This window comes from Janthinobacterium foliorum (assembly GCF_978021625.1).
In genome coordinates, this window is record NZ_CDXDQE010000003.1 from 108,068 (window position 1) to 134,918 (window position 26,851).

Consider the following 26,851-nt stretch of genomic DNA (forward strand, 5'->3'; position numbering starts at 1 on the left):
CCGTGCCGGCTTTACCGCATTGATAGAAAACACATTATGAAACACGTTGCCCGCAAACGCTTTGGCCAGAATTTCCTGCATGACCGCTTCGTCCTCGACGACATCACGGCTGCCATCGCGCCCCAGCCTGACGATGCCATGGTCGAGATCGGCCCTGGCCTGGGTGCCATGACGGAGCAGCTGCTGCGCCACCTGAAACAGATGCACGTGGTGGAGCTGGACCGCGACCTGATCGTGCGCCTGGAAAAGACTTTCAATCCGGCCAAGCTGACGATCCACTCGGGCGACGCGCTGAAATTCGATTTCGCGCAAATTCCCGTGCCGGCCGGCCAGAAGCTGCGCATCGTGGGCAACTTGCCGTACAACATTTCCAGCCCCCTGCTGTTCCACCTGGCGGACTTCGCGCCGCTGGTGCAGGACCAGCATTTCATGCTGCAAAAGGAAGTCGTCGAACGCATGGTGGCCGAACCGGGCAGCAAGGCGTATGGTCGTTTGTCCGTGATGCTGCAATGGCGCTATGACATGTCGCTGCTGTTCATCGTGCCGCCGACGGCCTTCGATCCGCCGCCGAAGGTGGAATCGGCCATCGTGCGCATGATACCCGTGGCCCAGCGCCTGGCCTGCGACCAGGCCACTCTGGAAGCGGTGGTCATGAAGGCCTTCTCGCAGCGCCGCAAGGTGATCCGCAACTGCCTGGCCGGCATGTTTACGGAAGAGCAGATCAAGGCGGCCGGCATCGACCCGACCCTGCGTCCGGAAACCGTGGGGCTGGAGCAATACGTGGCGCTGGCGAACTTGCTGAAGGCGCCGCAGTAATCGCCAGAGCTGGGGTCAGACCCTCTCCACCCGCAGCGCCTGAACAGGCGTCGACGCGAGTGGGGGGGCTGACCCCGGTAGTGACCATCAAAACCACTGGTCGACCTGCTGCAGATCCTGCCGTAGTGCGGAAAAGCAGTCGTCGACATGGTGGTTGCGGCTGATTTCATTGCGCCGCATCAAGGCGATCTTGCGCTTGCAGGTGGGCTGGCGCAGGGGCGCCACATGCAGTTCTTCGTCGTTGAGGAAGGTCGTGTACAGGCTGGGCATGATGCCCACGGCGATGCCGGCGCGCACCACGCCATACAGCGATTCGCTGTGGATCATCTGGTACAGGCTCGACGGGCTCAAGCCATGCTGGCGCAGGGCGCTGGAGGCGAACTCCCAGATGCTGCCCTTGGTAAACACGACGATCTCCTGGCCCGCCAGCTGTTCCCAGCGCACTTCCTTCAGCGGCGCCAGCGCATGGCGTCCCGCCGTCACCAGCACCAGTTCATCTTCGAACAGGCCGACGCTTTCCAGCGAGACGGAGCCGGGCACTTCGATGCCCACGCAAAAATCCAGCTGGCCCGAATGCAGGGCGTGCAGCAAGCCATCGTTGGGCATGTCCGACAGGACGATTTCCACTTCGTCGCCATGCTGCTCGCTGTAGCGCGCCACCACGGCCGCCGTCATGGCCATGGCCGACGGGATGGCGCCGATGCGGATGCGGTGCCGGCCGCTGCCGATGGCGCGCTGGATATCGGCGAACGTATTGCTCGCCGTATTGAGCAAATGGGTCGCATATTCGAGCGCCAGCTTGCCTTCGCGCGTCAGGTCCAGCTGGTGGGTTGTGCGGTTAAACAACTTTTTCCCCAGTTGATTTTCCAGCAGCTTGATCGAGGCGCTGAGGGCCGGCTGGGTCACGCACAATTCCTGTGCAGCCTTGCTGAAGCTGTTTACCCGGGCTAGGGTGGAAAACGCTTGTAAATGTCGTAAGGAAATTTTCTTGCTCAACTCATGCATGGGTTTGCTTATTAGAAAAAGTAATGGATTTATAAAAATAAACAAATTTTCTTATCCCGCAATTTACCATATTCTGGACTGGTCTTTACTTGTCTTGAAAGCAACAATTTTCGGAGAAGTGCTTGCCAGGCGGCGCCGGCACACGCGGCGGCCAGCATGCAAGGGGCACAGGCAATCAAAAATAATTCCAAAAAAACTCAGGGTTTATTCTTTTTTAGGGCGGCGGCGATGAACAAATGGATGACTGGAACGATGGTAGTGGGTGGCTTGCTGGCGGCGCAGGGGGCTGCGCAGGCACAAAGCAGCGTGCAAGTGTATGGCTTGCTGTCGGCCGGTATCGGCTATGTCTCGGATGAAGGCAACGGCAGCCGCACGCATGCGCTGAGCGGCACGAATCAGAATCCGCGCATCGGTTTCCGCGGCCAGGAAGACCTGGGCAACGGCACCAAGGCGCTCTTCGTGCTGGAAAACGGCTTCAATGTGATGACGGGCACGGCGGCGCAAAGCGGCCGCCTGTTCGGCCGCCAGTCGTACGTGGGCCTGTCCAGCAATGACAAGGGCACGCTGACCCTGGGCCGCCAGTACGAGGCCGTCAAGGATCTGCTGGGTCCGGTGGTCATCGCCAGTAACGGCGTGCACATCGGCGACAACGACAATGGCTACAACAACTTGCGCGTGCAAAACGCCGTCAAGTACGTCAGCCCGAACATCAGCAACCTGTCGTTCACGGGCCTGTATGGCTTCAGCGAAAATCCGCAGGATTCCAACCGCAACCGCGTCTACAGCATGGGTGCCGGCTACAAAGTCGATGCCTTCAGCTGGGCTGTCGCCTACACCAAGATGGATCACCCGAATGCCCCGGACGCGCCGAATGGCGCCATCGGCAATGACTACGGCAGCTCCTTGCTGATCTTCAACAAGAGCGCCGTCAGCGGCGCCGGCGTGAACAGCCAGGCCATCGCCGGCACGGGAGGCTTTTATAATGTGGGCAGGACCAAGTTTGGCGCGCTGTACACCAACGTGCGCTACCACTACATGGATCAAAGCAATCTGACCTTGCAGAACGTGGATCTGAACATGAACCACAAGCTGACGGAAGCGCTGAACCTGGGTGCATCGTATTTCTTTACCACCGGTAAATATGATGTGGTCAACAAGACGCCGAAATGGCATCAGGTCAACTTCCAGGCCGATTACTTCCTGTCCAAGCGCACCGACGTCGCCGTCACCTGGAGCTACCAGAAAGCGGCCGGCGACGCGACCTTCGCCCGCGTGTTCGGCTTTGGCGCCTCCGGCGGCAAGACGCAAAGCGTCTTGATTGTTGGCATGCGACATTATTTCTGACGACTGATTCATCTTTACAGGCGCTGTCCCGCAGCGCCGCCCCCTGAAAGGAAGCATCTTGAAAAAGCACCTCATGTTGGCTTTGAGCCTAGGCTTGCTGGCAAACGCCGCCCACGCGGAAAAACGCGAGCTGGTCATTTCGGCCTACCCGATTGCCCAACCCTTGTTCATGAAGTATGTGTACGAGCCGTTCAAGGCCAAATGCGGTTGCGATATCAAGGTGGAAACGGGCAATAACGCGGACCGCATCGCCAAGCTGGTGGTGCACGCCAAGAATCCGGTGATCGACCTGGTGCTGCTGTCCGATTCCGGCATGCTGGAAGCGGCGCAGAAGGGCGTGATCCAGCCCATGGATTACTCCAAGCTGAGCAATTACAAGGAGCTGTACGACGTGGCGAAAAACCCCGTCGGCGGCAATTACGCCGTCGGCTACACCCTGTACTCGGTGGGTCTGGTGTACCGCAGCGACAAGATCGCCCCGCTGACGTCGTGGAAAGACCTGTGGCGCCCTGAATTGAAGGGTCGCGTGGCCTTCCCTGACGTGAGCACCACGCAGGGCCCGCTGATGCTGCGCATGGCCGACGCGGCCTGGGGCGGCAAGACGGACGATTACGCCACCGGTTTTGCGAAGATCGTCGGCATGAAGGGCAATGTCGTCACCTTCTCGAAGAACAGCGCCCAGCTGGCGGCCCTGTTCGCCCAGGATGAAATCTGGGCCGCGCCCGTGGCGCGCTTCACGTGGTCGCAAATGCTCAAGACGGGCCTGCCCCTGAAATGGAGCATCCCGGCCGAAGGCCAGGCGGCCGGCATGAACGTGATGGGCATCGTCGCCGGTTCGAAGAACGCGGACCTGGCGTACCAGCTGATGGATTTCTGGCTGTCCAAGGAAGTGCAGACGCAGCTGGCGACCAACCTGGTCGACTCGCCCGTCAACAAGGAAGTGCGCCTGTCCGTGGCGGCCGCCCAATTCAATACCTATGGCGCCGACCAGATCAATTCGCTGAAATTCGTCAAACCGGAAACCATCCTCAAGCAACGCACCAACTGGATGACGCAGTGGAACAAGGCCATGAGCAAATAGTGGTGACGAGGAGAGAACACCATGTTTGCTGATCCAAAAAAGCGCCTGGGCCTGCTGCTGGTCCTGCCTGCGCTGATCTTTATCGTCGTCTGCTTCCTGCTGCCCGTGCTGGCCTTGCTGGTCGACGCCTTCCGCGTCGGCGACGGCATGCAATGGGGCGTCGACCGCTTCGTCGAATTCTTCTCGCAGGAATTCAACCGCACCATCTTCTGGCGCACCCTGCGCATCGCCGCGCTGGTGACCCTGGCGTCCGTCATCCTCGGCTACCCGGCCGCGCAGGCCGTGGCGCGCGTGTCGCCGAAGTGGCGCGGCCTGGTGGTGGGCATGATGATCCTGCCGCTGATGGTCTCGCCCATCGCGCGTACCTACGCCTGGATCGTGCTGCTGGGCCGTAACGGCGCCGTCAACGCGGCGCTGGTCAACATGGGCTTCACGGACGAGCCGCTGCGCCTGCTGTTCAGCGAATTCGCCGTCTTTGTCGGCCTGCTGCAATTGCTGCTGCCATTGATGCTGATGTCGCTGGCGGGCGCGCTGGAAAACCTGCCGCGCGACGTGGAACCGGCCGCCGCCACCCTGGGCGCCAATCCATGGCAAGTTTTCTGCAAGGTCACCCTGCCGCTGACGCAGGAAGGCCTGGTTGTCGGCGGCACGCTGGTATTTACGGGCTGCGTGACGGCCTACGTGACGCCGGCCCTGCTGGGCGGCACCAAGGTGCTGATGCTGGAAACCCTGCTGTACCAGAAGGTCAGCGTGGAGAGCGATTTCGGCGCCGCGAATGTCATCGCCGTCATCCTCGTCTGCATGACCCTGCTGGTGAATGCCGGCCTTAAACGTATTTCCTCGAGCCGGAGTTCCGTATGAAAGAAAGCTTATTTTCGCGCGCCATCCTGTGGCTGGTGTTCCTGTTCCTGCTGGGGCCATTTGCCATCGTCGTGCTGGCGGGCTTTTCCGGCGGCGAAACGCTGGCCTTCCCGCCCGAGTCGTACTCGCTGCGCTGGATCATCGAAGTGTGGTCGGCGCCCGAGTTCCGCCGCGCCTTCCAGACCAGCCTGGAAATCGGCCTGATCGCCACCGTCATCGCGCTGGCCCTGGGCATCCCCGTGGCCTACGCGTTTTCGCGCATGCCGCCGCCGGGCATCGGCGCCATCCGCCAGGTGCTGACGTCCCCGCTGATCATTCCCGCCATCCTGGTGGGCCTGGGCTTGCTGCACCACCTGGTGCTGACCATCAACGCGCCCGTCTACGTGGGCCTGCTGATCGGCCACATCGCGCTGCTGATTCCGTATTCGGTGCGCGTGGTGTACGCCAGCCTGGTGAATTTGCGCGTGGATATCGAGGATGCCGCCATCACCCTGGGCGCGTCGCGCCTGCGCGCCTTCTTCATGATCGTGCTGCCGAATATCCGCAACGCCGTGATCGCCGCCTTCTTCCTCGCTTTCGTCACCTCGTTCAACCAGGTGCCCGTGTCGCTGTTCCTGACGGGCCCCGGCATCAGCACCTTGCCGATCGAGATGCTGGGCCATATGGAAAACAGCTTCGACCCGTCGATCGCTGCCCTGTCGACCTTGCTGGTCTTGTTCACCATGGCGTTCGTGATGGTGACCGAGAAGGTGCTGGGCATTTCTAAATACATGTAAGAGGCAACACACCATGAGTTATCTGGAACTGCACAAGCTGAACCTCGGCTACGCCAAGAACACGACGTCCGTGAAGGACCTGGACCTGCACGTCGAGCAGGGCGAACTGATCTCGCTGCTGGGCCCCAGCGGCTGCGGCAAGACCACCACCATGCGCGCCATCGCCGGCCTGATGCCGCTGCAGTCGGGCCGCATCGTGCTCGATGGCCGCGAAATCGGCAAGCTGGCGCCAAATAAACGCAATATCGGCATGGTCTTCCAGTCGTACGCGCTGTTCCCGCACCTGAACGTGTACGACAACATCGCCTTTGGCCTGCGCCTGCGCAAGGTCGCGCCGGCCCTGCTGAAAACGAAAGTGGAAGCCGTGATCGCCGCCGTCGGCCTGACGGGCTTCGAGACCCGCCTGCCGGCGCAGATGTCCGGCGGCCAGCAGCAGCGCGTGGCGCTGGCGCGCGCCATCGTCGTCGAACCGGCCCTGCTGCTGTTAGATGAGCCGCTGTCGAACCTGGACGCCAAGCTGCGCGTGCAGATGCGCGCCGAACTGCGCCGCATCCAGCGCGAGCTGGGCATCACCATGCTGTACGTGACGCACGACCAGGAAGAGGCGCTGGCCCTGTCCGACCGCATCGTCGTCATGAACGGCGGGCGCATCGAGCAACTGGCGGCGCCGGAAGCCGTCTTCAACACGCCGTCGACGCGCTTCGTCGCCAACTTCATGGGCTTTGAAAACCTGTTCGACTACCGCGACGGCGCCTTGCATCACGCGGGCGCCAGCCTGCCGTACACGGCGCCGGTCAGCGCCGGCACGACGGTGCTGGGCTGGCGTCCGGACAAGGTGCGCGTCTGCGCCGCCGACGATGCGGCCGCCCAGTATCCGGGCACCGTGCTGGCGCGGGGCTTCCTGGGCGACACCGTCGAATACCTGCTGCAAACGCCGCTGGGCCAGGTCAAGGGCATCTGCGCGGCGGGCGGCGCCACCTGGCGCGAAGGCACGGCCGTCTCGTTCGTGCTGCCGGCCGACAGCGCCCTGTGTTTGACCGCTTAATGGCTGCCTGACCTGGACTGGAAACCATCATGGAAAAACCCTTGCAAAAGATCTGGCTCGATACCGACCCCGGTTTCGACGACTGGCTGACGATGCTGCTGTTGGGCAGCAATCCCGATATCGAGTGGCTGGGCGTGAGCGTGGTGGCGGGCAATGCGCCCGTCGACATCACCTACGACAATGCCTTGCGCATCAAGGCCCATGATGGCTTGTCGGTGCCGATCTACCGCGGCTGCGAGGAGCCGCTGGCCGGCGTCATCGAGACGGCGCAGCGCATCCTCGGCGACAGCGGCATGCCGACGACGGGAGAAATTTTGCCCCCCGGCGCCGCCACGGATGCCGCCGGCCACGCCGTCGACGCGCTGATCGCCGCCGTGCGCGCCCATCCTGGCCAGATCACCATCATGGCGATCGCACCGATGACGAACCTGGCGACGGCGCTGGCCCGCGCGCCGGACATCGCGGAAAAAATCGTCGAGATCATCCTGATGGGCGGCTCCACCGACCAGGGCAACCACACGGCGGCGGCGGAATTCAATATCTATGCCGACCCGGAAGCGGCCGCCCAAGTTTTCCAGGCCGGCATCCCGCTGCGCATGTTCGGCCTGAACCTGTGCCGCCAGCTGCTGGTGACGAATGCGGAAGTGCAGCAGCTGCGCGCCATCGGCACGCCGCGCGCGCAGCGCCTGGCCGGCTACCTGGAAGCCTACGTGCGCATCCGCAGTGCCGACGGCTCCGTGCCCATGCCCATGTACGACCCGGTGGTGGCCCTGTACCTGGAAGCGCCGCAGCTGTTCCAGTTCCAGAGCGCCCACGTGGCCATCGAACTGACGGGCGAACTGACGCGCGGCATGACGGTGTGCGAGTTCCGCGTGCCGCGTCGCGCCCCCATCAACACGCAGGTGGCGATGCTGGCCGATGGCCCTGCCGCCATTGAGTTGCTGATGCGCCGCCTGACGGCCGTCCTGACGTGATTTTGTAGTCTTTATCCACTAGCGAAGCGAGCTTCATGAGTAACCCTGCCGACACCGTGCCTGCCCTGACGATTGAACAGTTTTTACGCGCCATGCCCAAGGTGGAGCTGCATTGCCACCTGTTCGGCACGGTGCGACAGGCCACTTTCCGTGCACTGGCCGCGAAGACGGGCAATGTCGTCACCCCCGAGGAAATCGATGCGTTCTACACGCGCGGCGACAAGCCCGTCGGCGTGCTGCGCGTGCTGCGCGCGCTCGACGCGCAGCTGATCGTCTCGCCCACGGACCTGTATTGCCTGGCGTATGAGTACCTGGAAGACGCGCATGGCCACGGCGTGCGCTATGCGGAGTTCTTCTGGAACCCCACCGGCACGGTGCGCGTGTCGGGCATCCGCTATGACTCGGCGCAAGACGCCATCGTCGCGGCCATCCGCGACGCGCAGCGCGATTTTGGCGTGATCGGCCGTTTGATTCCCAGCATCGACCGCGAAGCGAGTCCCGCCGAAGCCGTGCAGATGGTGGAGTGGATGAAGGCGCACCGCGCGCCCGAAGTCATCGGTATCGGCATCGATTACCGCGAAAACGACCGTCCTCCCGAGCTGTTCATCGAGGCCTACCGCGCCGCCCGCGCCGCCGGCTTCAAGTGCACGGCGCATGCGGGTGAATTCGGCATGCCGTGGATGAACGTGGAGACGGCCATCGAGCAATTGCAGGTGGACCGCGTGGACCACGGCTACACCATCGTCGACAATCCCGCGCTGGCGCAGCGCTGCGTGGAGCGGGGCCTGGTATTTACCGTGGTGCCGACCAATTCGTATTACCTGCGCACCCTGGCGCCCGAGCGCTGGGCCCTCGATCACCCGATCCGCGCCATGGCCAAGCTGGGCCTGAAACTGCATCCGAACACGGACGATCCGACCCTGCACCATGTCACGCCCACCGGCGCCTGGATGATGATGCGCGAGTTCGGCTTCGGCCTGGACGACATGCGCGGCTTCATGTTGAATGGCCTGGACGCGGCCTGGATCGACGAGTCCACGCGGCGCGACTGGCGCGCGGAATTTACGCGCGAATTCGACGCGCTGCGCGCAAGGGTCGTCGACGCTTCCTAAGCCGACACGGGGGGCGGCAGCAACAGCGACGGAAAGGCCCGCTGCGGACAGCTTTGCCGCTCGCACACCTTGCAGCCCGTGCCGATCGGCGTGGCGCTGGACGGATCGTGCAGATCGAGTCCCTTCGAATAGATCAGCCGGTGCGCCTGCGAGATGTCGCAGCCCAGCGCCACGGCAAAGGTCTTGCCGGGCGCCCTGAAACCGGGCGACGCCGTGCTGACCTGGCGCGCGATCCACAGATACGTGCAGCCGTCCGGCATGCTGGCCACTTGCGTCAGCACTTGCCCCGGATGGCTGAAGGCGTCGTAGACGATCCACAGCGGGCACGTGCCGCCCACCCTTGAAAAATGGAAGTCCGTGGCCGACTGGCGCTTCGAGACATTGCCCGCGCGGTCGACGCGCACGAAGAAGAAGGGCAAGCCCGCCGCATCGGGACGCTGCATGGTGCTCAGGCGGTGGCATACGGCTTCGAAGCCCACGCCGAACTGGTGCGCCAGGCGCTCGATGTCGTAGGCGCGGCTTTCCGCCGCCTGCAAAAAGCGCTGATACGGCATCAGCAGGGCGCCGGCGAAATAATTGGAAAAGGCCAGGCGCGCGCTGGTTTGCGCGGCGGCGCCCGAGAAGCCCGCCGCCAGCACCAAAGCGTCGATCAGCTCGCTGTGTTCCAGCAGGCTGATTTGCGCCGCCATCTGGAAGGCGCGCTGGCCGCCCGTCAGCGTGTCGGGCAGCCACAATATGTGCTGTTGCGCATCGTAGCGGTGCTTGCGCACCATGCCCGCATCGCCATCGGACAAGCGCACCTCGATGCCGTGGCGCGCCAGCAGGCGGCCTTGCAGCGCGTCGAGCGTGCGCAGGGACGGATCGAGTTCACCCGCCACGCTTTCCGCGGCCCGATCCAGCTCATCGATGTAATTTTGCCGCCGGTTCAGGTATTCGCGCACTTCCTCGTCCGTGGACGGCGCCGCCGAGCTGGCGCCGCGGCTGCCATCGTCGAGGCGCGCGGCCAGGGTGTCGGCCCGTTCCGCCATCACGCGGTAGCGCCGCTGCAAGAGCAAGATCGAGCGCGCCAGTTCCGGCATGTTTTCCACCAGCATCTTCAATTCCGCCATCGAGGTGGGCGGCGCGTCGGGCAATTCGCCGAACACATCGCGCACGTCGGCCACCAGGCTGGCGCTGTCGTGTTCGGAAAAGATTTGCGGATCGACGCCCAGTACCGTGCCGATGCGCAGCAGGATCGGCACCGTCAGCGGGCGCTGGTTGCGTTCCATCTGGTTCAGATAGCTGGGCGAAATGCCCAGGGACTTGGCCAGCGCCACCTGCGTCATGCGCCGTTCCTCGCGCAGGCGCTGCAGGCGCACGCCCATGAAAACCTTCGCCATCGCGGCTCCCCTTCCCCGGTTTGTGGAATCTGCAAATTTACAATCTTTGCAGATTAACAGATTCATGTTTGCATTATCTCGCATTTTCACGCCTTGTTCGTGGCGGCGATTGTGCGAATAATGCAAACAGACCCATACCCCAACGAGGAGACACCGAGTGACCACGCAAACTGCCATCCCTACCGTTCCTTTATTAATCAACGGTGAATGGGTTGAATCCCAGACCACCGTCTGGCGCGATGTCGTCAACCCCGCCACGCAGGAAGTATTGGCCCGTGTACCGTTTGCCACGCCGGAGGAAGTGAACGCGGCCATCGGCTCGGCCCAGCGCGCCTTCAAAACCTGGCGCAAGACGCCGATCGGCGCCCGCGCCCGCATCTTCCTGAAATTGCAGCAGCTGATCCGCGAAAACATGGCCGACCTGGCTGCCACCTTGACGATGGAACAGGGCAAGACCCTGCTCGACGCGGAAGGCGATGTCTTCCGTGGCCTGGAAGTGGTGGAGCACGCCGCCAATATCGGCACCCTGCAAATGGGCGAATTCGCACAAAACGTGGCCGGCGGCGTCGACACCTACAGCGTGCTGCAGCCGCTGGGCGTGTGCGCCGGCATCACGCCGTTCAATTTCCCCGCCATGATTCCCCTGTGGATGTTCCCGATGGCGATTGCCTGTGGCAATACCTTCGTGCTGAAACCGTCGGAGCAAGACCCGCTGGTGACGGAAAAGCTCGTGCGCCTGGCCTTGCAGGCGGGCATCCCGGCTGGCGTGCTGAACGTCATCCACGGCGGCGAGGACGTGGTTAACGCCCTGTGCGACCACCCGGACATCAAGGCCATTTCGTTCGTCGGCTCCAGCAAGGTGGGCACGCATGTGTACCAGCGCGCCAGCCTGAACGGCAAGCGCGCGCAATGCATGATGGGCGCCAAGAACCATGCCGTCGTCTTGCCGGACGCCAATAAGGAACAGACCTTGAACCAGCTGCTGGGCGCGGGCTTCGGCGCGGCCGGCCAGCGCTGCATGGCGGCCTCGGTCGCCGTGCTGGTGGGCGCAGCGCGCGAGTGGCTGCCGGAGCTGGCGACCAAGGCGCAAACCCTGACGGTGGGCGCGGGCAAGGACAATCCTGACCTGGGTCCCGTGATTTCCTGCGCGGCCAAGGAACGCGTGCACAGCCTCGTCGCCAGGGGCATCGAGCAGGGCGCCGTGCTGACCCTGGACGGCCGCGACGTGAAGGTGGATGGCTATCCGAACGGCAACTTCGTGGGACCGACGATTCTCTCCGGCGTCAAACCCGGCATGGTCGTGTATGACCAGGAAATCTTTGGCCCCGTCTTGATCGTCGTCGAAGTCGACACGCTGGACGAAGCGATAGCCCTCGTCAACGCCAATCCGAACGGCAACGGCACGGCGCTGTTCACGCAAAGCGGCGCGGCCGCCCGTTACTTCCAGGAAGAAATCGATGTGGGGCAAGTCGGCATCAACGTGCCCATTCCCGTGCCCGTGCCCCTGTTCAGCTTTACGGGGTCGCGCGGCTCCAAGCTGGGCGACCTGGGCCCGTTCGGCAAGCAGGTGGTGCTGTTCTACACGCAGACGCAGACGATCACCCAGCGCTGGTTCACGGACGCGGCCTCGGTGGGCAAGGTCAACACCACCATCAGCCTCAAATAAGGAGCCGGCATGGACTTTGAACTGAGCGACGAGCAGCGCGAGTTCCAGCAGGCGGCGCGCGCGTTTGCCGACGGCGAGCTGGCGCCGCACGCGGCGCACTGGGATGCGGAATCGATCTTCCCGGTGGAAACCATCGCCAAGGCGGGCGAGATGGGCTTTTGCGGCCTGTACACGCCGCAGCGCTGGGGCGGCCTGGGCCTCTCCCGCCAGGATGCGGCCATCGTCTTCGAAGAGCTGGCCGGCGGCTGCACCTCGACCACGGCCTACATCACCATCCACAACATGGCCACCTGGATGCTGTCGCGCTGGGGGCAGGAAGCCCTGTGCGACGAGTGGGTGCCGGCCCTGGCCGCGGGCCGGAAGCTGGCCAGCTACTGCCTGACGGAGCCGCACTCCGGTTCCGACGCGGCCTCCCTGCGCACCAGGGCCGTGAAGGAGGGCGATTTTTATGTGCTCGACGGTACGAAAGCCTTCATTTCCGGCGCTGGCCAGACGGACATGCTGATCGTCATGGCGCGCACGGGCGGCGACGGCGCGGCGGGCATTTCCGCGTTTGCCGTGCCGGCGAATCTGCCCGGCATCGCGTATGGCAAGAAGGAAGAGAAGATGGGCTGGAACAGCCAGCCCACGCGCATCATCAGCTTCGACCAGGTGAAAGTGCCTGTTGGTAACTTGCTGGGCGCGGAAGGCGAAGGCTTTGCCATCGCCATGAAGGGCATCGATGGCGGGCGCATCAATATTGCCGTGTGCTCGGTGGGCACGGCGCAGGCGGCCCTCACGCGGGCGCAAGCGTACATGAAGGAGCGCACGCAGTTTGGCCGCGAGCTGGCGCAGTTCCAGGCCTTGCAATTCAAGCTGGCCGACATGCTGACGGAGCTGGTGGCGGCGCGCCAGATGGTGCGCCTGGCGGCCTGGAAACTGGACCAGGAAAGCCCGGATGCCACGGCATATTGCGCCATGGCCAAGCGTTTTGCCACGGATGTGGGTTTTAATGTGGCCAACGATGCGCTGCAATTGCACGGTGGCTACGGCTACATCCGCGAGTATCCGCTCGAGCGCCACGTGCGCGACACGCGGGTGCACCAGATCCTGGAAGGGACGAATGAAATCATGCGCCTGATCGTCGCGCGAGCGATTCTGAAAGACGGCGCCACGGAGACCTTACGATGAGCAAAGTGTATACCAATCTGCTGCTGGAACGCCGTGGCCACACGGCCCTGGTGACCCTCGACAACCCGCCCGCCCACACGTGGACCCTGGCCAGCCTGCGCGCGCTGAAAGAGCTGGTGGCCGACCTGAATGCGGACGCCGACGTGTACGCGCTGGTGATCACGGGCGGCGGTGCCAAGTTCTTCTCGGCCGGCGCCGATTTAAAAGTATTTGCCGACGGCGACAAGGACATGGCCTTCAACATGGCGGCCGCCTTTGGCGAGGCGTTCGAGGCCCTGTCCGCGTTTCGCGGCGTCAGCATCGCCGCCATCAATGGCTATGCCATGGGCGGCGGCCTGGAGTGCGCGCTGGCCTGCGATATCCGCATCGCGGAGGAACATGCGCAGATGGCCTTGCCGGAGGCGTCCGTCGGCTTGCTGCCGTGCGCCGGCGGCACGCAGCATCTGCCGTGGCTGGTGGGCGAGGGCTGGGCCAAGCGCATGATACTGTGCGGCGAACGCGTCGATGCGGCCAAGGCACTGGCCATTGGCCTCGTCGAGGAAGTCGTGCCGACCGGCAAGGCCGCCGCGACTGCGCTGGCCCTGGCCGCCAAGGTGGCGCGCCAGAGCCCCAGCAGCGTGACGGCGTGCAAGACCCTGATCCAGGGCGCGCGCAGCCGTCCCCTGGCCGAATCCCTGCCGGACGAACGCACCCTGTTCCTGGGCCTGTTCGAGACGCAGGACCAGAAAGAGGGCGTGCTAGCCTTCCTGGAAAAACGCCCGGCGGAGTGGAAGAATGGTTGAGTCCGTGAATATAGACACCGTCAGAATCGAGGAACGCGATTGTCCCGGCGGCATGAAGCTGGGCATCATCACGCTCGACGCGCCGAAATCCCTGCACGCGCTGACCCTGGAGATGATCCGCGCCATCGATGGCGCCCTCGTGCGCTGGGCCGGCGATGACGCCGTCGCCTGCGTGGTGCTGCAATCGTCGACGGACAAGGCCTTCTGCGCCGGGGGCGACGTGCGTAGCCTGCGCACGGCCGTCGTGGAGCAGCCCGGCGTGGTGCCGAATCCGCAGGCACTGGCCTTCTTTGCCGAGGAGTACCGGCTCGACCACCGCATCCATACGTATGCGAAACCGCTGCTGGTATGGGGCGGCGGCATTGTCATGGGCGGCGGCCTGGGCCTGATGGCGGGCGCCAGCCACCGCGTGGTGACGGAAAGCACGCGCATCGCCATGCCGGAAATCACCATCGGCCTGTTCCCCGACGTGGGCGGCAGCTGGTTCCTGGGGCGCATGCCGGGCCGCACTGGCCTGTTCCTGGGTCTGACGGGCGCGCCGCTGAACGCGGCCGACGCCCTGTTTACGGGCCTGGGCGACTATTTCCTGCGCCAGGAAGAGCGCGTCATGGTGCTCGACGCGCTGGCGCTGGCGCAATGGCAAGCTGGCGCCCAGGCAAATCACCAGCAGCTGAGCCGTTTGCTGCGCGGCTTTTCGGCGCCGGCCAGTTCCCTGCCGGAATCCGAAGTGCGCGCCAACTTTGACGCCATCGCCGTCTTGACGCAAGCGCCCGCCTTGCCCGAAGTGGTGGCCGCCATTGCCGCCTATGACGGCGAGGTGGCCTGGCTGCAAAAGGCGGCCCATTCGCTGGCCAAGGGCGCGCCCGGCTCGGCCGCCCTGGTGTGGGCCATGCGCGAGCGCACGCGGCATATGAGCCTGGGGCAAGTGTTCCAGCTGGAACTCATCGTTGCCGTGCAGTGCTGTGCGCACGCGGACTTCAGCGAAGGCGTGCGCGCCTTGTTGATCGACAAGGACAACGCGCCGCGCTGGCAGCCTGCCAGCCTGGCCGAGCTCAGCGAGGCGTATCTGGAAGGCTATTTCACGGCGCCATGGACACAGCATCCCCTGGCGGACCTACATTCAATAAAAGAATAACTGGAGATTTTTAGCATGCAACATATCGCTTTTATCGGCCTGGGCAACATGGGCGCGCCGATGGCCCGCAACCTGGTGGCCGCCGGCTTCCACGTCTCCGTGTTCGACCTGGCGCCGGCCGCCGTGGCCTCGCTGGTCGAGGCGGGCGCTACGGCGGCCGCGTCCGCCAGCGCCGCCGTGCAGACGGCCGACGCCGTCATCACCATGTTGCCGGCCAACAAGCACGTGCAGGAACTGTATCTGGCGGCGGGCGGCGTGCTCGACTCGGCCAAGCCCGGCGCCCTGTTCATCGATTGCAGCACCATCGCCGCGGACGTGGCGCGGCAAGTGGCGCAGGCGGCGAGCGAGCGGGGCTTTGCCATGATCGACGCGCCCGTCTCGGGCGGCACGGCGGGCGCGGCGGCCGGCACCCTGACCTTCATCGTCGGCGGCAGCGAAGCGGCCTTGCAGCAGGCGCGGCCGTTGCTGGAAAAGATGGGCAAGAACATCTTCCATGCGGGCGAGGCGGGGGCGGGCCAGGTGGCGAAGATTTGCAACAACATGCTGCTGGGGATCTTGATGGCAGGGACGGCCGAGGCGCTGAACCTGGGCGTGGCGCATGGCCTCGATCCGAAAGTCCTGTCCGACATCATGGCCAAGAGCTCGGGCCGCAACTGGACCCTGGAAGTGTATAACCCGTGGCCCGGCGTCATGGACGGCACGCCCGCCTCGCGCAACTACAGCGGCGGCTTCGGCACGGCCCTGATGCTGAAAGACCTGGGCCTGGCGCAGCAGTCGGCCCTGTCGGCGAATGCCCCCACGCCATTGGGCGGCCTGGTGCGCCAGCTGTACCAGATGCATGCGCAAGCCGGTTATGCGCAGCAGGATTTCTCCAGCATCGTGCAGCTGCTGCAGCCGGCATTGCAGAAACCTGCCGCTTAGGAAATTCCGGGCAAAAAAAAGCCCGCTGGTAAAAGCGGGCTAAATCCAATTCTTGGAAGAGTTGGAGGAGACAGATGCATTATGCTGCATCGCCACATATAACTCCAATTTATCTTTGGAATATCAATTATAGATTTCCATGATATCTCTTCGCGGCAGCCGCCATGCGGCTGCCGTTGGCACGCCTTAGGCCGGGCCGCAAGTGATCTGGACCGTGGTCACATCCGCTTCGCCCATGGTGCCGGTGCCGGTGCCTGGCGCGACCGTGCAGACCAGGCCGGTTGGCTGGGTGTTCACGCTCACGCCATAGCTGGCGCCATAGGCCACGGAGCCGTTCATGGTAAAGGCCGTGCTGTCCTTGCCGACCGTCGTCGTCGTCGTGCCGTTGATCAGCACCAGGCCATCGACGGTCAGGCCGCTGATCGTGCCGCCCACCTTGTAGGCGTTCTGGTTGCAGGTCACCAGTGCATCGATGCTCAGGTAATGGCCAGCCGAGCCGGAGCCGCCGCTGACGCCGCAAGTCATGTGGGCAGGCTGTGTCTGGACGGTGATGTTGTAGTCGGTGCCGTAATCGATGCGCTTCTTGAACGTAAACGTGGTGGAGCCGGCCGGGAGCGGAAGGGGCTCGCCGGCGTTGGCCAGGACCAGTCCTTCATTGCTCAAGCCAGTGATGGTGCCACTGACGTCATACGAGGCCTTGCCGCCGCAAGCAGCCAGTCCCAGGGTCAGCAGCAGCGCGGCGAGTGGGCGCAGGCAGGATAACTTCATGTATTTCTCCAAAATAGTGGTGGCGAATCGCGTGGCTTACTGCGGGACGCAGTCCAGCGTGGCGGCGGTCGTGGGGGCCGAGCCCATCGTGCCGACGACATCGTGGCCATCGGCGCTTGCCGAGCCCTGGAAGCGGCAAACCTGGCCCGTGGGATTGGTCAAGATGGAAATATTGTAGGCGGCACCGTCGGCCACCGCCGGGAAGGTGTAGCTGGTGGCGCCGGCCAGTGGGCTGGTGCCGTTGTTGCCAATGACGAGAGTCAATTTGTTCGCCGTCAGGCCGGTGATCGTGCCCGTCAGTGGATACGTGTTGGTCACGCAGCTGACGATCGCCGTGGTCACGGAGTAGCTCGATGCCTTGCCGGTGCCATTTTCAATGGTGCATGCCGCGCCCTTCGGCTGCTGGGCGATGGTGATGGTATAGCGGTCATCGGTTTTGATCAGATTGGTGAAGTAAAAACTCGACGAGCCTGCGGCGACCGGCAAATCCTCGGAACCGTTTCTGAGAATCAGGCCATCCTTTGCCAGGCCGTACACTTGGCCGCCCAGATACAGATTGCCGCCACTGCCGCCGCAAGCTGCCAGTGTGACGGCGCAAGCCGCCGCCAGCATCGAGCGCAGGTACAAATTTTTCATACATTCTCCAAAACGAATTAGGTAGGGTAGCGCAACACGGACGCTGGCGCCGCATTGGAATGGCGCCTATTTTAGTCTATCTGGCAAGCGGATTGATCTTGCCTTGTATCACCCTGTAACAATTTTTCGCCCAGAAGCGCCGGCCTGGCCCCATTTCCCCGGGGCGCAGCCATGCCGCTGGCGACGATCGGTGCGACAATAGACTTCCGCCGCGCGCCGTGCCGCGGCACCATTTGTGAACTTGCCATGTCTCTTGCCCCTGTTAACACTGCCGTGCCGCCAAAGGCCATCCTGTTCGACCTCGACGATACCCTGTGGCCCATCGCGCCCGTCATCGCCGCCGCCGAAACCCTGCTGCACGACTGGCTGGCCACGCATGCGCCGAAAGTGGCGCAGCAGTTTTCCATCGAGCTGCTGCGCCAGCACCGCTTGGCCATGCTCAATGCGCAACCGCATTTTCATGGCAACCTGATCGAGTTGCGCCGCGCAGGCCTGGTGTCGGCCTTTGAAGCGGCTGGCGAAGACCCCGCTCTGGTCGATGGCGCCATCCTGCAATTCATGGCCGCGCGCAACCGCGTCCAGCCGTTTGACGACGTCTTGCCCGGTCTGGCATGGATGCAGCAGCGCATGCTGGTCGGCTCCATTTCGAATGGCAACGCGGACCTTGACATTATCGGCCTGGCGCAGCATTTCAAGGTATCGATCGCGGCCAGCGATTTCGGCGTCGCCAAGCCCGATGCCAGCATCTTCCTGGCCGGTTGCGCCGCGCTGGGCGTGGCGCCCCACGAGGCCGTGTATGTGGGCGACGACTTGTATTTTGACGTGACGGGGGCGCAAGGGGCGGGCATGCGTGCCGTCTGGATGAACCGCAAGGGCAGCGACGCGCATCTGGCCGCCGGCGTGCAACCCGACGCCATCTGTGCCAACTTTGATGAATTGCTGCTATGGCTACGCCGGCAACTGGAAGATTGATCGCCGCCGGACGGACGAACGTGCATAATAGGCGCTGTTACGGCACGTTCGGCCGCTTTCGTCGCCACTTGCCCAAAAGAACACTTGCTTAAAGAATACTTGCTTAACTAAAACATCATGCAACTCGATACACGTGCCCAAACACTGCTGAAAGCCCTGGTCGAGCGCTATATCGCCGACGGCCTGCCGGTCGGTTCGCGCGCCTTGTCGAAGATTTCCGGCCTCGACCTGTCGCCGGCCACCATCCGCAACATCATGGCCGACCTGGAAGAACTTGGCTATGTGGCCAGCCCGCATACCTCGGCCGGACGCATCCCCACGCCGCGCGGCTACCGCATCTTTGTCGACACCTTGTTGACCGTCAAGCATCTGGACGAGCACATGGTGGAGTCGCGCATGCGCCTGCAGACGCCGCAGCCGCAGCGCACCATCGCCAATGCGGCGCAGATGCTGTCGTCGCTGTCGCAATTTGCCGGCGTCGTGCTCAGTCCGCGCCGCGAGTCCGTGTTTCAGCAAATTGAATTCCTGCGCCTGTCGGAAAAGCGCATCCTGCTCGTCATCGTCGCCCCGGGCGGCGACGTGCAGAACCGCTTATTGTTGACGGAGGCGGACTATACGCCGGCGCAACTGGTGCAGTCGGCCAATTACATCAACCAGAATTACGGCGGACTGTCGTTCGACGCCGTGCGCGTGCGCCTGCAGGGTGAACTGCGCCAGCTGCGCGACGACATGGGGAGCCTGATGCAGGCGGCCGTGGAAGCGGGCAGCGAAGCGATGGCCGACCACAGCGACGACATGGTGATCTCGGGCGAACGCAATTTGCTCAGCGTGAGCGATCTGTCATCGAACATGAGCTCGCTGCGCCAGATGTTCGACATGTTCGAGCAAAAGACGGGGCTGATGCAGCTGCTCGACGTGTCGAGCAAGGCGACGGGGGTGCAGATTTTCATCGGCGGCGAATCGAACCTGGTGCCGATGGATGAAATGAGCGTGGTGACGGCGCCGTATGAAGTCAACGGCAAGATCGTGGGAACGTTGGGAGTGATCGGGCCGACCCGCATGGCGTACGAGCGGGTCATTCCGATTGTCGATATCACGGCCAAGCTGCTGTCCAACGCGCTCAGCCATCATTGATCGTCCTGCATGCCGGGCCGGCCATCCCCTTGCGGGAAGGGCCGGCAAGCGTCAGGCTGTTTTGTGCGGGCAGGCTACCTTGACGCAGTTGCCGTAGATGGCCAGTGCGTGTTCGGCAATCTTGAAGCCACGTTCTTCGGCCACTTTTTGCTGGCGGATTTCGATGTCTTCGTCGAAGAATTCTTCGACCCGGCCACAATCGAGGCACACCAGATGGTCGTGGTGCGAACCTTCGTTGAGCTCGAAAATCGCCTTGCCGGTTTCAAAATGGTTGCGGTTAAGCAAGCCGGCTTGTTCGAATTGCGTCAGGACACGGTAGACAGTTGCCAATCCGACATCCATATTGTCGGCCAGCAGAATTTTGTAGACGTCTTCTGCTGTCAGGTGGCGTACCGGGCTACTCTGGAAGATATCGAGTATCTTCAGCCGTGGCAGGGTCGCTTTCAGGCCGCTTGCCTTGAGATCACTAGGATTGTTACTCATGTTTGTTGCTCGTATGTGGGTCAGGTGCTTTATCATATAGCGTTTTGTCGGGGAGTGCCAAAATATGCATTTTTTGGCTGGCCGGTCACTCCAGGCGTTTTGTTTATCCAATTGAGGTCATTTATGCGCGTAACACCGGCTGTATTGCCATCTCTCTGGCACCGTCTTTCCTTTCGAGCCCCAGTCGTGGCAGGCATGGTCTGTATCGCGCTGGCAGCCTCTGGCTGTGCCAATCGCGGCATCCTTGGCGAAAAGCCGGCGGTGACGCTGAAAGAAGGCAAGGAAGTCGTCCCGGAACAGGGCGCGCAAACGACCACCGTCACGCCACTGCAGAAATTCATGTGGTTTTTCTCGCCGTATCGTCCTGACATTCAGCAAGGCAACTTCATCTCCGAAGAGATGCTGGCCCAGCTGAAAGTCGGCATGACGCGCGACCAGGTCCGCTTCATCCTCGGCACGTCCCTGCTGACCGATATCTTCCATGCCGACCGCTGGGACTATCCTTTCCGCCTGGCACGGGGCAATGGCGAAACCACCACCAGCCGCGTGATCGTGTTCTTTGACAAGGAAGGCAAAGTGGCGCGCTTTGAAGGTGGCAACTTGCCGACCGAGAAAGAATACATCGACCGCATCGCCGGTCCGTCGCCGTTCGCCAAGGTGGCCAAGGCCGAAGTGCCGGCCGCTGCCGTGCCGTCGCCCGTGGCGCCCAGCGCCGTGCCGGTCCCTGCCGATGCCGCCCCCGCCATTCCTGTCAGCAAGCCCGAGCTTGCCCCTGCGCCTGCCGCCGAGCCTGCACCGGCGCCCGCTGTCGAACCCACCAAATAAGTAGCTGCAAGAGAATACAATGACTGAACTGAAAATTGCCATCGCTGGCGCCAGCGGCCGCATGGGCCATATCCTGATCGAAGCCGTCGGCAATGCGCCGGACGCCATCCTGGCCGGCGCCCTCGACCGCGCCGGTTCGCCGACGATCGGGCAGGATGCGGCTGCCTTCCTGGGCAAGCCGGCCGGCGTGCTGACGCAGTCCGACCTGGCCAAGGGCCTGGCGAATGCCGACTTCCTGATCGATTTCACGCGCCCCGAAGGCACCTTGGAGCACCTGGCGTATTGCGCCGAACACGGCATCAAGATGATCATCGGCACCACCGGTTTCGATGACGCGGGCAAGGCGGCCATTGCCGCCGCCGCCGAGAAGACGGCCATCATGTTCGCGCCAAACATGAGCGTGGGCGTGAATGTCACCATGAAACTGCTGGAACTGGCCGCAAAAAGCTTGTCCGAAGGCTACGACATCGAAATCATCGAAGCGCACCACCGCTTCAAGGTCGATGCGCCATCGGGCACGGCCCTGCAAATGGGCGAAGTGGTGGCCGGCGCGCTGGGCCGCGACCTGAAGGAATGCGCTGTGTACGGCCGCGAAGGCGTGACGGGCGAACGCGACCCGTCGACCATCGGCTTTGCCACCATCCGTGGCGGCGATATCGTCGGCGACCATACGGTGCTGTTTGCCGGCATCGGCGAGCGCATCGAAATCAGCCATAAATCGAGCAGCCGCGTCACCTACGCCCACGGCGCCCTGCGCGCCGCGCGCTTCCTGGCCGACAAGCCGACGGGCCTGTTCGACATGCAGGACGTGCTGTCGCTGAAGAACTGAGGAACGATATGGCCACTGCCATCCTGAATGGAAAAGACATCAGCGACGACGCCAGCTTCCACGCGCAATGCGTGCAGGCCTTCGGTTTCCCCGAATTCTATGGCAACAGCATGGATGCCTGGGTCGATTGCCTCAGCTACCTGCGCGACGATGAAAACATGACGCGCTTCCACTTGAAGCCGAACGAAGTGCTGGAAATTGTCGTGCAGGATGCGGAGAGCTTGAAGGCGCAGGCGCCGGATGTGCTGGAAGAAATGACCTTCTGCATCGCCGGCATCAATGAGCGCTATGAGGATTATGGCGAAAAGCCGGCGTTGAAATTGACGCTGAAGTAACGTTGAAAACATAAAAAAACGCCGGACAGTGTTGCCACTGCCCGGCGTTTTTCTTTAGACGACCTTGCGTTCGCGCAAACCATCGATCTGGCCGCCATCGAAGCCCAGCCACTGCTGCAGCACCTCGTCCGTATGCTGCCCCAGCAGCGGCGGCGGCAAGCGGTATTGCACCGGCGAGGCCGACAGGCGCACGGGATTGGCCACCAGCGCCACCGTGCCCGCCGTCGGATGCGGCATCTCCACTTTCAGGCCGCGCGCCACCACTTGCGGGTCGGCAAAGACCTGGTCGATGCGGTTGACGGGGCCGCACGGCACGGCTTGCGCCTCGAAGGCGCTGATCCACTCGGCCGTGGTGCGCATGACCGTGGTCTGGCGCATGAGGGGGATCAGGATCGCCCGGTGCGCCACGCGCTGCGGATTGGTGGCGAAACGTTCATCCTGCGCCCATTCCGGGTGGCCGGCGACGGCGCAGAAGCGCGAGAATTGCCCGTCATTGCCGATCGCCAGGATCATGTCGCCATCGGCCGTGGGAAAGTCCTGGTAGGGCACGATGTTCGGATGCGCATTGCCCATGCGTTGGGGTACTTTTCCGCCGCACAGGTAATTGGCCGCCTGGTTGCCCAGCGCCGCCACCTGCACGTCGAGCAGGGCCAGGTCGATATGCTGGCCCAGGCCCGAGCGCGCGCGTTCGGCCAGCGCCGCCTGCACGGCGATGGTGGCGTACAAACCCGTCAGGATGTCCGTCTGCGCCACGCCCACTTTTTGCGGTCCGGCGCCAGGCTGGCCATCGGGCACGCCCGTGATGCTCATCAAGCCGCCCATGCCCTGGATCAAAAAGTCATAGCCGGCGCGCGCCGCGTACGGCCCATCCTGACCGAAGCCCGTGATGGAGCAGTACACGAGGCGCGGGTTGAGTTCCAGCAAACTGGCGGCATCGAGGCCGTACTGCTTCAAGCCGTCCAGCTTGAAATTTTCCAGCAGCACGTCCGCCTCTTGCGCCAACCGGCGCACCAGCGCCTGGCCCTCGGGGGCGGCCAGGTCGATGCACAGCGAGCGCTTGTTGCGGTTGGCGCACTGGAAATAGGCGGCCTCGGCCGTATCGCGGCCGTCTTCGTCCTTCAGGTAGGGCGGGCCCCACGAGCGCGTGTCGTCGCCGCGGCCCGGTTGTTCAACCTTGACCACGTCGGCGCCCAGGTCGGCCAGCATTTGCCCGGCCCACGGGCCGGCCAGCACGCGCGACAGGTCGAGCACGCGCAAGCCTTCCAGCGGCGCGGGCCGCAAGGCGGAAGCCAAGGCGTCCATCAGTTGAAGGCGGCGATGCCGGTGATGGCGCGGCCGATGATCAGCGCGTGCACGTCATGCGTGCCTTCATAGGTGTTCACCACTTCCAGGTTGACCAGGTGGCGGATGACGCCGAACTCGTCGGAAATGCCGTTGCCACCCATCATGTCGCGTGCCATGCGGGCGATGTCGAGCGCCTTGCCGCAGCTGTTGCGTTTCATGATAGACGTGATTTCCACGGCGGGCGAGCCCTCATCCTTCATGCGGCCCAGGCGCAAACAGCCTTGCAGGCCCATGGTGATTTCCGTCAGCATGTCGGCCAATTTCTTCTGCACCAGCTGGTTGGCGGCCAATGGGCGGCCGAATTGCTGGCGATCCATCGTGTACTGGCGTGCCTTCAGGTAGCAGTCTTCCGCCGCGCCCAGCGCGCCCCAGGCGATGCCGTAGCGGGCGCTGTTGAGGCAAGTGAACGGGCCTTTCAGGCCGCGCACGTCAGGGAAGGCATTTTCTTCCGGGCAAAACACTTCATCCATGACGATTTCGCCCGTGATGCTGGTGCGCAAGCCTACCTTGCCGTGGATCTCGGGCGCCGACAGGCCTTTCCAGCCTTTTTCCAGCACGAAGCCGCGGATCGCGCCTTCATCGTCCTTGGCCCAGACGACGAACACGTCGGCGATGGGGCTGTTGGTGATCCACATCTTGGCGCCGGAGAGACTGTAGCCGCCCGGCACCTTGCGCGCGCGCGTGACCATGCTGCCGGGATCGGAGCCGTGGTTGGGTTCCGTCAGGCCGAAGCAGCCGATGTATTCGCCCGTCGCCAGTTTCGGCAGGTATTTCTGCTTGGTTTCCTCGTTGCCGAAGGCATTGATCGGCACCATGACCAGCGACGATTGCACGCTCATCATCGAGCGGTAGCCCGAGTCAACGCGCTCGACTTCGCGCGCGGCCAGGCCGTAGCAGACGTAGTTCAGGCCGGCGCCGCCGTACTGTTCCGGAATGGTCGTGCCCAGCAATCCCAGTGCGCCCATTTCGCGGAAGATGGCGGCGTCCGTGCGGCCATGGCGGAACGATTCGAGCACGCGCGGCACCAGGCTGCCCTGGCAATAGTCGCGGGCCGCTTCCAGCACGGCGCGCTCATCGCCCGTCAGTTGTTCGTCCAGCAGCAGGGGGGAATTCCAGTCGAATGCAGTTTTGCTCATCACAGGCCTCGCAGGTGAGCGCCGGTGATCGGCGCAAGATTGAATATGGCTCATGGTAGGTTTTTGCCTAGCCTTGCGCAAACGATTTATTCGCACCCAGACATGCGCGCTGCGCATATCTTGCGGCATACTGGGGGCTTTTCGATGCGCAGGCCCACCGATGTCCCGTAAAATTCCCATGCTGCAAGCCTTGAATTGCTTCGAGGCCGCCGCCCGCCACCAGAGCTACACGCATGCGGCGCGCGAACTGGCGCTGACGCAGAGCGCCGTCTCGCGGCAAATTTCATCATTGGAAGGCTTTCTTGGCGTGCAACTGTTCCAGCGCACGCGCCACGGCGTGCTGCTGACATCGGCCGGTGCCGCGTATGCGCGGCAGATCGCCGCCCGCCTCGACGGCCTCGAGCGCGACACCCTCGACACCATGGCGCGCCAGGGCGGCGGCGGCGCCTTGCAGCTCGCTTCCGTGCCCACCTTTGCCACGCGCTGGCTGATGCCGCGCCTGGCCAGCTTTGCCAGCGAGCAGCCGGATGTCGTCGTGCATATCGATGCCTACACGAAACCGTTCATGTTTGCCGATACGGAATATGACGGCGCCCTGTATGCGGGCACGCCCGAGCAGCTGGCGCGCTGGCCCGGCACGCGCGCCACCTTGCTCATGCATGAAGAGATCGTGCCCGTCGCCAGCCCCCGCGTGCTGGCGGCGCGCGGCGACTGGCAGCCGCAGGACTTGCTGGCGCTGACGCTATTGCAGCAAAGTACGCGCCCCGGCGCCTGGCGCCAGTGGTTTGACGCCATGCAGGTCGATGGTGAGTCAGCGCGCTACGGCGCCCGCTATGAACTGTTTTCCATGCTGGCCATGGCGGCCGTGCAGGGGCAGGGCGTGGTCTTGCTGCCCCGCATGCTGGTGGAAGCGGAACTGGCGCGCGGGGAATTGCGTATTGTGTGCGAGCGCCCACTGCGCGGTCAGCGGGCGTATTACCTGATCACGCCCGAAGCCGCGCATGAAAAGACGGCCCTGCAGCAATTCCGGCTGTGGCTGCAAGGCGAAGCCGCTTAAACGACCTTGGCCGTGTCGAAGTGGGGATTGTCGATGAAACCGAGCTGGTTGCCGAACGGGTCGAGCAATTCCACGGTGCGGATGCCATCGCCCACGTCCGTGATCGGGTGGTGCAGGGTGGCGCCCAGCGCGACGATACGCTCGACTTCCTGCTCGATGCCTTCCACGCCCCAGTATGTCACGCTGCCCTGGGGGCCAGGCTGGCCGCCCGGCAGCAGACCCAGTTCAAAGCCGCCGATGGCAAAACCGACATAAAACGGCTGGTCGAAATACGGTGCCGTGCCGAAAACCTGGCTGTACCAGGCCTTGGCCTGGTCCAGGTCGGGGACGGGATAAGTGACGGTACGCAAGCCTTTGATCATGTCGTGCTCCTGTGGATTGAAATAGTCGGCGAACTGCCTGGCGCCATCATGCCACCACCGTGCGCCGCTGGATTGTAAAAATGGAAGGTCGCCTCAATTCGCCTTAATGACGCCGCCGCGCCAGCCAGGCGTCGGGCGAGCTGTGGGCAAAATCCTGGAAGTCGTGGATCAGGTGCGACTGGTCGAAATAGCCGTATTGCAAGGCGACCTGCGCCCAGTCCGGCTGTCCCGCCAGGTGTTGCAAGCCATGGCTGGCCGCGCGAAAGCGGCAGATGCGCGCGAACAGCTTGGGACTGATGCCGACCTGCTGGCGAAATTGCAGCGCCAGATGCTGGCGCGACACGCCCAATTGCCGCGCCAAGCTTTCCACGCGCAACAGGCCATGCGCGCCTTCGATGGCCGCGATGGCATGCTGGGCCACGCCGGGTGCGCGCAGGGGCGGCCCCGTGCGCAGGCGCAGCAACAGAAAATCTTGCAAAATGGCAAGGCGCTGCGCATCGGGCAAGGGCGCGCTCCATAGCGCGTCGGCCAGGCGCGCCGCCAGGTCGCGGCCCCACAGCTGCTGCAATCCCGTGCGGCCATCGTTGAGTTCGCACAGCGGCAGCTGGAAGAAACGCGCCGCCGCGCCGGGCTTGAAGCGGGCTGCCACCGTCTGCACCAGGCCGTGGCTGACGACGGCGATCGGCGCCGTCATCATGCCGACGGCAAAGCTGGCGTCCTGCCGGTCCTGGCACAGGATGTCGATGCAATTGTCGGGCAAGACCTGGTGCGTCAGGGGCGTGGCGCCCGTCTGCACGCGGCACGTCCAGACGCAGTCCAGCCAGGGGCGCAGGGCGGGGATGGGCGTGCTTTCCTGGTACAAGATCATGGCCGGACTCGAGGTAGCGAATAAGATTGCGGCAT

At 63.6% G+C, this 26,851-nt stretch carries 28 protein-coding genes; 19 read left to right on the forward strand and 9 right to left on the reverse strand.

Annotated features, from left to right (window positions below):
• Positions 1-36 precede the first annotated feature (36 nt).
• Positions 37-816 carry a 16S rRNA (adenine(1518)-N(6)/adenine(1519)-N(6))-dimethyltransferase RsmA gene (gene rsmA, locus ACZ92H_RS07950; protein WP_131373324.1) on the forward strand — a complete coding sequence of 260 codons (780 nt, stop codon included), beginning with the start codon at positions 37-39 and terminating at the stop codon, positions 814-816.
• A gap of 87 nt (positions 817-903) precedes the next feature.
• On the opposite strand, the gene ACZ92H_RS07955 is transcribed toward rsmA, so the two are convergent.
• Entirely contained in the window at positions 904-1,821 is a 918-nt protein-coding gene (locus ACZ92H_RS07955) for a LysR family transcriptional regulator (RefSeq protein ID WP_131373325.1), read from the reverse strand.
• A gap of 240 nt (positions 1,822-2,061) precedes the next feature.
• Here ACZ92H_RS07955 and ACZ92H_RS07960 point away from each other — a divergent pair, with 240 nt between their 5' ends.
• From ACZ92H_RS07960 to ACZ92H_RS07990, 7 genes are read left to right on the forward strand one after another with little or no spacing between them, the layout of a single operon-like run.
• Complete coding sequence (locus tag ACZ92H_RS07960) at positions 2,062-3,165, forward strand: porin (RefSeq protein ID WP_131373326.1); 1,104 nt, start codon at positions 2,062-2,064, stop codon at positions 3,163-3,165.
• A 58-nt stretch (positions 3,166-3,223) separates the two neighbouring features.
• Complete coding sequence (locus tag ACZ92H_RS07965) at positions 3,224-4,246, forward strand: ABC transporter substrate-binding protein (RefSeq protein WP_465048917.1); 1,023 nt, start codon at positions 3,224-3,226, stop codon at positions 4,244-4,246.
• A 21-nt stretch (positions 4,247-4,267) separates the two neighbouring features.
• Positions 4,268-5,107, forward strand: coding sequence for an ABC transporter permease (locus ACZ92H_RS07970; protein WP_465048918.1), 840 nt, complete (start codon positions 4,268-4,270; stop codon positions 5,105-5,107).
• Positions 5,104-5,883, forward strand: a complete 780-nt coding sequence (locus ACZ92H_RS07975) for an ABC transporter permease (protein WP_131373329.1) — start codon at positions 5,104-5,106, stop codon at positions 5,881-5,883. Before ACZ92H_RS07970 ends, ACZ92H_RS07975 begins: the two co-directional genes overlap by 4 nt.
• Before the next feature lie 13 nt (positions 5,884-5,896).
• On the forward strand, positions 5,897-6,928 hold the full coding sequence (locus ACZ92H_RS07980; RefSeq protein WP_131373330.1) for an ABC transporter ATP-binding protein: 1,032 nt from the start codon (positions 5,897-5,899) through the stop codon (positions 6,926-6,928).
• A 29-nt stretch (positions 6,929-6,957) separates the two neighbouring features.
• Positions 6,958-7,902: a nucleoside hydrolase gene (locus ACZ92H_RS07985; RefSeq protein ID WP_465048919.1), complete on the forward strand. Its 945-nt coding sequence runs from the start codon at positions 6,958-6,960 to the stop codon at positions 7,900-7,902.
• Between the two features lie 35 nt (positions 7,903-7,937).
• Positions 7,938-9,014, forward strand: coding sequence for an adenosine deaminase family protein (locus ACZ92H_RS07990; RefSeq protein WP_131373331.1), 1,077 nt, complete (start codon positions 7,938-7,940; stop codon positions 9,012-9,014).
• Here the strand turns inward: ACZ92H_RS07990 and ACZ92H_RS07995 are convergent.
• The gene (locus tag ACZ92H_RS07995; protein ID WP_131373332.1) at positions 9,011-10,393 is read right to left on the reverse strand and encodes a short-chain fatty acyl-CoA regulator family protein; all 1,383 of its coding nucleotides are present in this window, start codon (positions 10,391-10,393) and stop codon (positions 9,011-9,013) included. The two genes, ACZ92H_RS07990 and ACZ92H_RS07995, sit on opposite strands and share 4 nt — an antisense overlap.
• A gap of 157 nt (positions 10,394-10,550) precedes the next feature.
• Between ACZ92H_RS07995 and ACZ92H_RS08000 the strand changes: the two genes are divergently transcribed.
• Genes ACZ92H_RS08000 through mmsB form a run of 5 tightly spaced genes read left to right on the forward strand, consistent with a single transcriptional unit; the run spans position 10,551 to position 16,067 of the window.
• Positions 10,551-12,059 (forward strand): CoA-acylating methylmalonate-semialdehyde dehydrogenase, encoded by a 1,509-nt coding sequence (locus ACZ92H_RS08000; RefSeq protein WP_465048920.1) that lies wholly within the window; start codon positions 10,551-10,553, stop codon positions 12,057-12,059.
• Between the two features lie 9 nt (positions 12,060-12,068).
• Positions 12,069-13,229, forward strand: coding sequence for an acyl-CoA dehydrogenase family protein (locus ACZ92H_RS08005; protein WP_465048921.1), 1,161 nt, complete (start codon positions 12,069-12,071; stop codon positions 13,227-13,229).
• The gene (locus ACZ92H_RS08010; RefSeq protein WP_131373335.1) at positions 13,226-14,011 is read left to right on the forward strand and encodes an enoyl-CoA hydratase; all 786 of its coding nucleotides are present in this window, start codon (positions 13,226-13,228) and stop codon (positions 14,009-14,011) included. Before ACZ92H_RS08005 ends, ACZ92H_RS08010 begins: the two co-directional genes overlap by 4 nt.
• Complete coding sequence (locus ACZ92H_RS08015; RefSeq protein WP_465048922.1) at positions 14,004-15,146, forward strand: enoyl-CoA hydratase/isomerase family protein; 1,143 nt, start codon at positions 14,004-14,006, stop codon at positions 15,144-15,146. The genes ACZ92H_RS08010 and ACZ92H_RS08015 overlap by 8 nt, the downstream gene beginning before the upstream one ends.
• A gap of 15 nt (positions 15,147-15,161) precedes the next feature.
• Positions 15,162-16,067, forward strand: coding sequence for a 3-hydroxyisobutyrate dehydrogenase (gene mmsB, locus ACZ92H_RS08020; protein ID WP_131373337.1), 906 nt, complete (start codon positions 15,162-15,164; stop codon positions 16,065-16,067).
• Positions 16,068-16,253: 186 nt separating this feature from the next.
• Here the strand turns inward: mmsB and ACZ92H_RS08025 are convergent, their stop codons facing one another.
• Together ACZ92H_RS08025 and ACZ92H_RS08030 are read right to left on the reverse strand one after the other, a co-directional pair.
• Positions 16,254-16,835, reverse strand: a complete 582-nt coding sequence (locus tag ACZ92H_RS08025) for a hypothetical protein (RefSeq protein ID WP_465048923.1) — start codon at positions 16,833-16,835, stop codon at positions 16,254-16,256.
• A gap of 36 nt (positions 16,836-16,871) precedes the next feature.
• Positions 16,872-17,471 carry a hypothetical protein gene (locus ACZ92H_RS08030; RefSeq protein WP_131373339.1) on the reverse strand — a complete coding sequence of 200 codons (600 nt, stop codon included), beginning with the start codon at positions 17,469-17,471 and terminating at the stop codon, positions 16,872-16,874.
• A 246-nt stretch (positions 17,472-17,717) separates the two neighbouring features.
• Here ACZ92H_RS08030 and ACZ92H_RS08035 point away from each other — a divergent pair, with 246 nt between their 5' ends.
• Together ACZ92H_RS08035 and hrcA are read left to right on the forward strand one after the other, a co-directional pair.
• Positions 17,718-18,443 carry an HAD family hydrolase gene (locus ACZ92H_RS08035; protein WP_465048924.1) on the forward strand — a complete coding sequence of 242 codons (726 nt, stop codon included), beginning with the start codon at positions 17,718-17,720 and terminating at the stop codon, positions 18,441-18,443.
• 117 nt (positions 18,444-18,560) lie between these two features.
• A complete protein-coding gene (hrcA, locus tag ACZ92H_RS08040) occupies positions 18,561-19,577 on the forward strand; it encodes a heat-inducible transcriptional repressor HrcA (RefSeq protein ID WP_092802808.1) in 1,017 nt (338 codons plus the stop codon).
• Positions 19,578-19,628: 51 nt separating this feature from the next.
• Here hrcA and fur read toward each other — a convergent pair whose 3' ends face one another.
• Entirely contained in the window at positions 19,629-20,060 is a 432-nt protein-coding gene (gene fur, locus ACZ92H_RS08045; RefSeq protein WP_131373340.1) for a ferric iron uptake transcriptional regulator, read from the reverse strand.
• A gap of 123 nt (positions 20,061-20,183) precedes the next feature.
• Between fur and ACZ92H_RS08050 the strand changes: the two genes are divergently transcribed.
• The 3 genes from ACZ92H_RS08050 to ACZ92H_RS08060 are packed head-to-tail and all read left to right on the forward strand — an operon-like array spanning position 20,184 to position 22,049.
• A complete protein-coding gene (locus ACZ92H_RS08050; RefSeq protein WP_465048925.1) occupies positions 20,184-20,885 on the forward strand; it encodes an outer membrane protein assembly factor BamE in 702 nt (233 codons plus the stop codon).
• Positions 20,886-20,904: 19 nt separating this feature from the next.
• Positions 20,905-21,714, forward strand: a complete 810-nt coding sequence (gene dapB / locus ACZ92H_RS08055; RefSeq protein ID WP_465048926.1) for a 4-hydroxy-tetrahydrodipicolinate reductase — start codon at positions 20,905-20,907, stop codon at positions 21,712-21,714.
• Positions 21,715-21,722: 8 nt separating this feature from the next.
• On the forward strand, positions 21,723-22,049 hold the full coding sequence (locus ACZ92H_RS08060) for a barstar family protein (protein ID WP_131373342.1): 327 nt from the start codon (positions 21,723-21,725) through the stop codon (positions 22,047-22,049).
• Between the two features lie 54 nt (positions 22,050-22,103).
• Here the strand turns inward: ACZ92H_RS08060 and ACZ92H_RS08065 are convergent, their stop codons facing one another.
• Positions 22,104-23,351, reverse strand: a complete 1,248-nt coding sequence (locus tag ACZ92H_RS08065; protein ID WP_465048927.1) for a CaiB/BaiF CoA transferase family protein — start codon at positions 23,349-23,351, stop codon at positions 22,104-22,106.
• Positions 23,351-24,529 (reverse strand): acyl-CoA dehydrogenase, encoded by a 1,179-nt coding sequence (locus ACZ92H_RS08070; RefSeq protein WP_465048928.1) that lies wholly within the window; start codon positions 24,527-24,529, stop codon positions 23,351-23,353. Before ACZ92H_RS08070 ends, ACZ92H_RS08065 begins: the two co-directional genes overlap by 1 nt.
• A 160-nt stretch (positions 24,530-24,689) precedes the next feature.
• On the opposite strand from ACZ92H_RS08070, the gene ACZ92H_RS08075 reads away from it, so the two are divergent.
• Complete coding sequence (locus ACZ92H_RS08075) at positions 24,690-25,586, forward strand: LysR substrate-binding domain-containing protein (RefSeq protein WP_465048929.1); 897 nt, start codon at positions 24,690-24,692, stop codon at positions 25,584-25,586.
• On the opposite strand, the gene ACZ92H_RS08080 is transcribed toward ACZ92H_RS08075, so the two are convergent.
• Positions 25,583-25,948, reverse strand: a complete 366-nt coding sequence (locus ACZ92H_RS08080; RefSeq protein ID WP_131373345.1) for a VOC family protein — start codon at positions 25,946-25,948, stop codon at positions 25,583-25,585. The two genes, ACZ92H_RS08075 and ACZ92H_RS08080, sit on opposite strands and share 4 nt — an antisense overlap.
• Positions 25,949-26,051: 103 nt before the next feature.
• Entirely contained in the window at positions 26,052-26,816 is a 765-nt protein-coding gene (locus ACZ92H_RS08085; protein ID WP_465048930.1) for a DUF6597 domain-containing transcriptional factor, read from the reverse strand.
• Between the last annotated feature and the right edge of the window lie 35 nt (positions 26,817-26,851).

Coding starts and splice junctions, on each gene's coding strand:
- hrcA (WP_092802808.1), top strand. CDS start 18,561: ATGCAACTCGATACACGTGCCCAAACACTGCTGAAAGCCCTGGTCGAG.
- ACZ92H_RS08050 (WP_465048925.1), top strand. CDS start 20,184: ATGCGCGTAACACCGGCTGTATTGCCATCTCTCTGGCACCGTCTTTCC.
- ACZ92H_RS08070 (WP_465048928.1), bottom strand. CDS start 24,529: ATGAGCAAAACTGCATTCGACTGGAATTCCCCCCTGCTGCTGGACGAA.
- mmsB (WP_131373337.1), top strand. CDS start 15,162: ATGCAACATATCGCTTTTATCGGCCTGGGCAACATGGGCGCGCCGATG.
- ACZ92H_RS08065 (WP_465048927.1), bottom strand. CDS start 23,351: ATGGACGCCTTGGCTTCCGCCTTGCGGCCCGCGCCGCTGGAAGGCTTG.
- ACZ92H_RS08010 (WP_131373335.1), top strand. CDS start 13,226: ATGAGCAAAGTGTATACCAATCTGCTGCTGGAACGCCGTGGCCACACG.
- ACZ92H_RS07985 (WP_465048919.1), top strand. CDS start 6,958: ATGGAAAAACCCTTGCAAAAGATCTGGCTCGATACCGACCCCGGTTTC.
- fur (WP_131373340.1), bottom strand. CDS start 20,060: ATGAGTAACAATCCTAGTGATCTCAAGGCAAGCGGCCTGAAAGCGACC.
- rsmA (WP_131373324.1), top strand. CDS start 37: ATGAAACACGTTGCCCGCAAACGCTTTGGCCAGAATTTCCTGCATGAC.
- ACZ92H_RS07970 (WP_465048918.1), top strand. CDS start 4,268: ATGTTTGCTGATCCAAAAAAGCGCCTGGGCCTGCTGCTGGTCCTGCCT.
- ACZ92H_RS08060 (WP_131373342.1), top strand. CDS start 21,723: ATGGCCACTGCCATCCTGAATGGAAAAGACATCAGCGACGACGCCAGC.
- ACZ92H_RS08035 (WP_465048924.1), top strand. CDS start 17,718: ATGTCTCTTGCCCCTGTTAACACTGCCGTGCCGCCAAAGGCCATCCTG.
- ACZ92H_RS07975 (WP_131373329.1), top strand. CDS start 5,104: ATGAAAGAAAGCTTATTTTCGCGCGCCATCCTGTGGCTGGTGTTCCTG.
- ACZ92H_RS07980 (WP_131373330.1), top strand. CDS start 5,897: ATGAGTTATCTGGAACTGCACAAGCTGAACCTCGGCTACGCCAAGAAC.
- ACZ92H_RS07955 (WP_131373325.1), bottom strand. CDS start 1,821: ATGCATGAGTTGAGCAAGAAAATTTCCTTACGACATTTACAAGCGTTT.
- ACZ92H_RS08025 (WP_465048923.1), bottom strand. CDS start 16,835: ATGAAGTTATCCTGCCTGCGCCCACTCGCCGCGCTGCTGCTGACCCTG.
- ACZ92H_RS08085 (WP_465048930.1), bottom strand. CDS start 26,816: ATGATCTTGTACCAGGAAAGCACGCCCATCCCCGCCCTGCGCCCCTGG.
- ACZ92H_RS08030 (WP_131373339.1), bottom strand. CDS start 17,471: ATGAAAAATTTGTACCTGCGCTCGATGCTGGCGGCGGCTTGCGCCGTC.
- dapB (WP_465048926.1), top strand. CDS start 20,905: ATGACTGAACTGAAAATTGCCATCGCTGGCGCCAGCGGCCGCATGGGC.
- ACZ92H_RS08005 (WP_465048921.1), top strand. CDS start 12,069: ATGGACTTTGAACTGAGCGACGAGCAGCGCGAGTTCCAGCAGGCGGCG.
- ACZ92H_RS07995 (WP_131373332.1), bottom strand. CDS start 10,393: ATGGCGAAGGTTTTCATGGGCGTGCGCCTGCAGCGCCTGCGCGAGGAA.
- ACZ92H_RS07990 (WP_131373331.1), top strand. CDS start 7,938: ATGAGTAACCCTGCCGACACCGTGCCTGCCCTGACGATTGAACAGTTT.
- ACZ92H_RS07960 (WP_131373326.1), top strand. CDS start 2,062: ATGACTGGAACGATGGTAGTGGGTGGCTTGCTGGCGGCGCAGGGGGCT.
- ACZ92H_RS08075 (WP_465048929.1), top strand. CDS start 24,690: ATGTCCCGTAAAATTCCCATGCTGCAAGCCTTGAATTGCTTCGAGGCC.
- ACZ92H_RS08080 (WP_131373345.1), bottom strand. CDS start 25,948: ATGATCAAAGGCTTGCGTACCGTCACTTATCCCGTCCCCGACCTGGAC.
- ACZ92H_RS08015 (WP_465048922.1), top strand. CDS start 14,004: ATGGTTGAGTCCGTGAATATAGACACCGTCAGAATCGAGGAACGCGAT.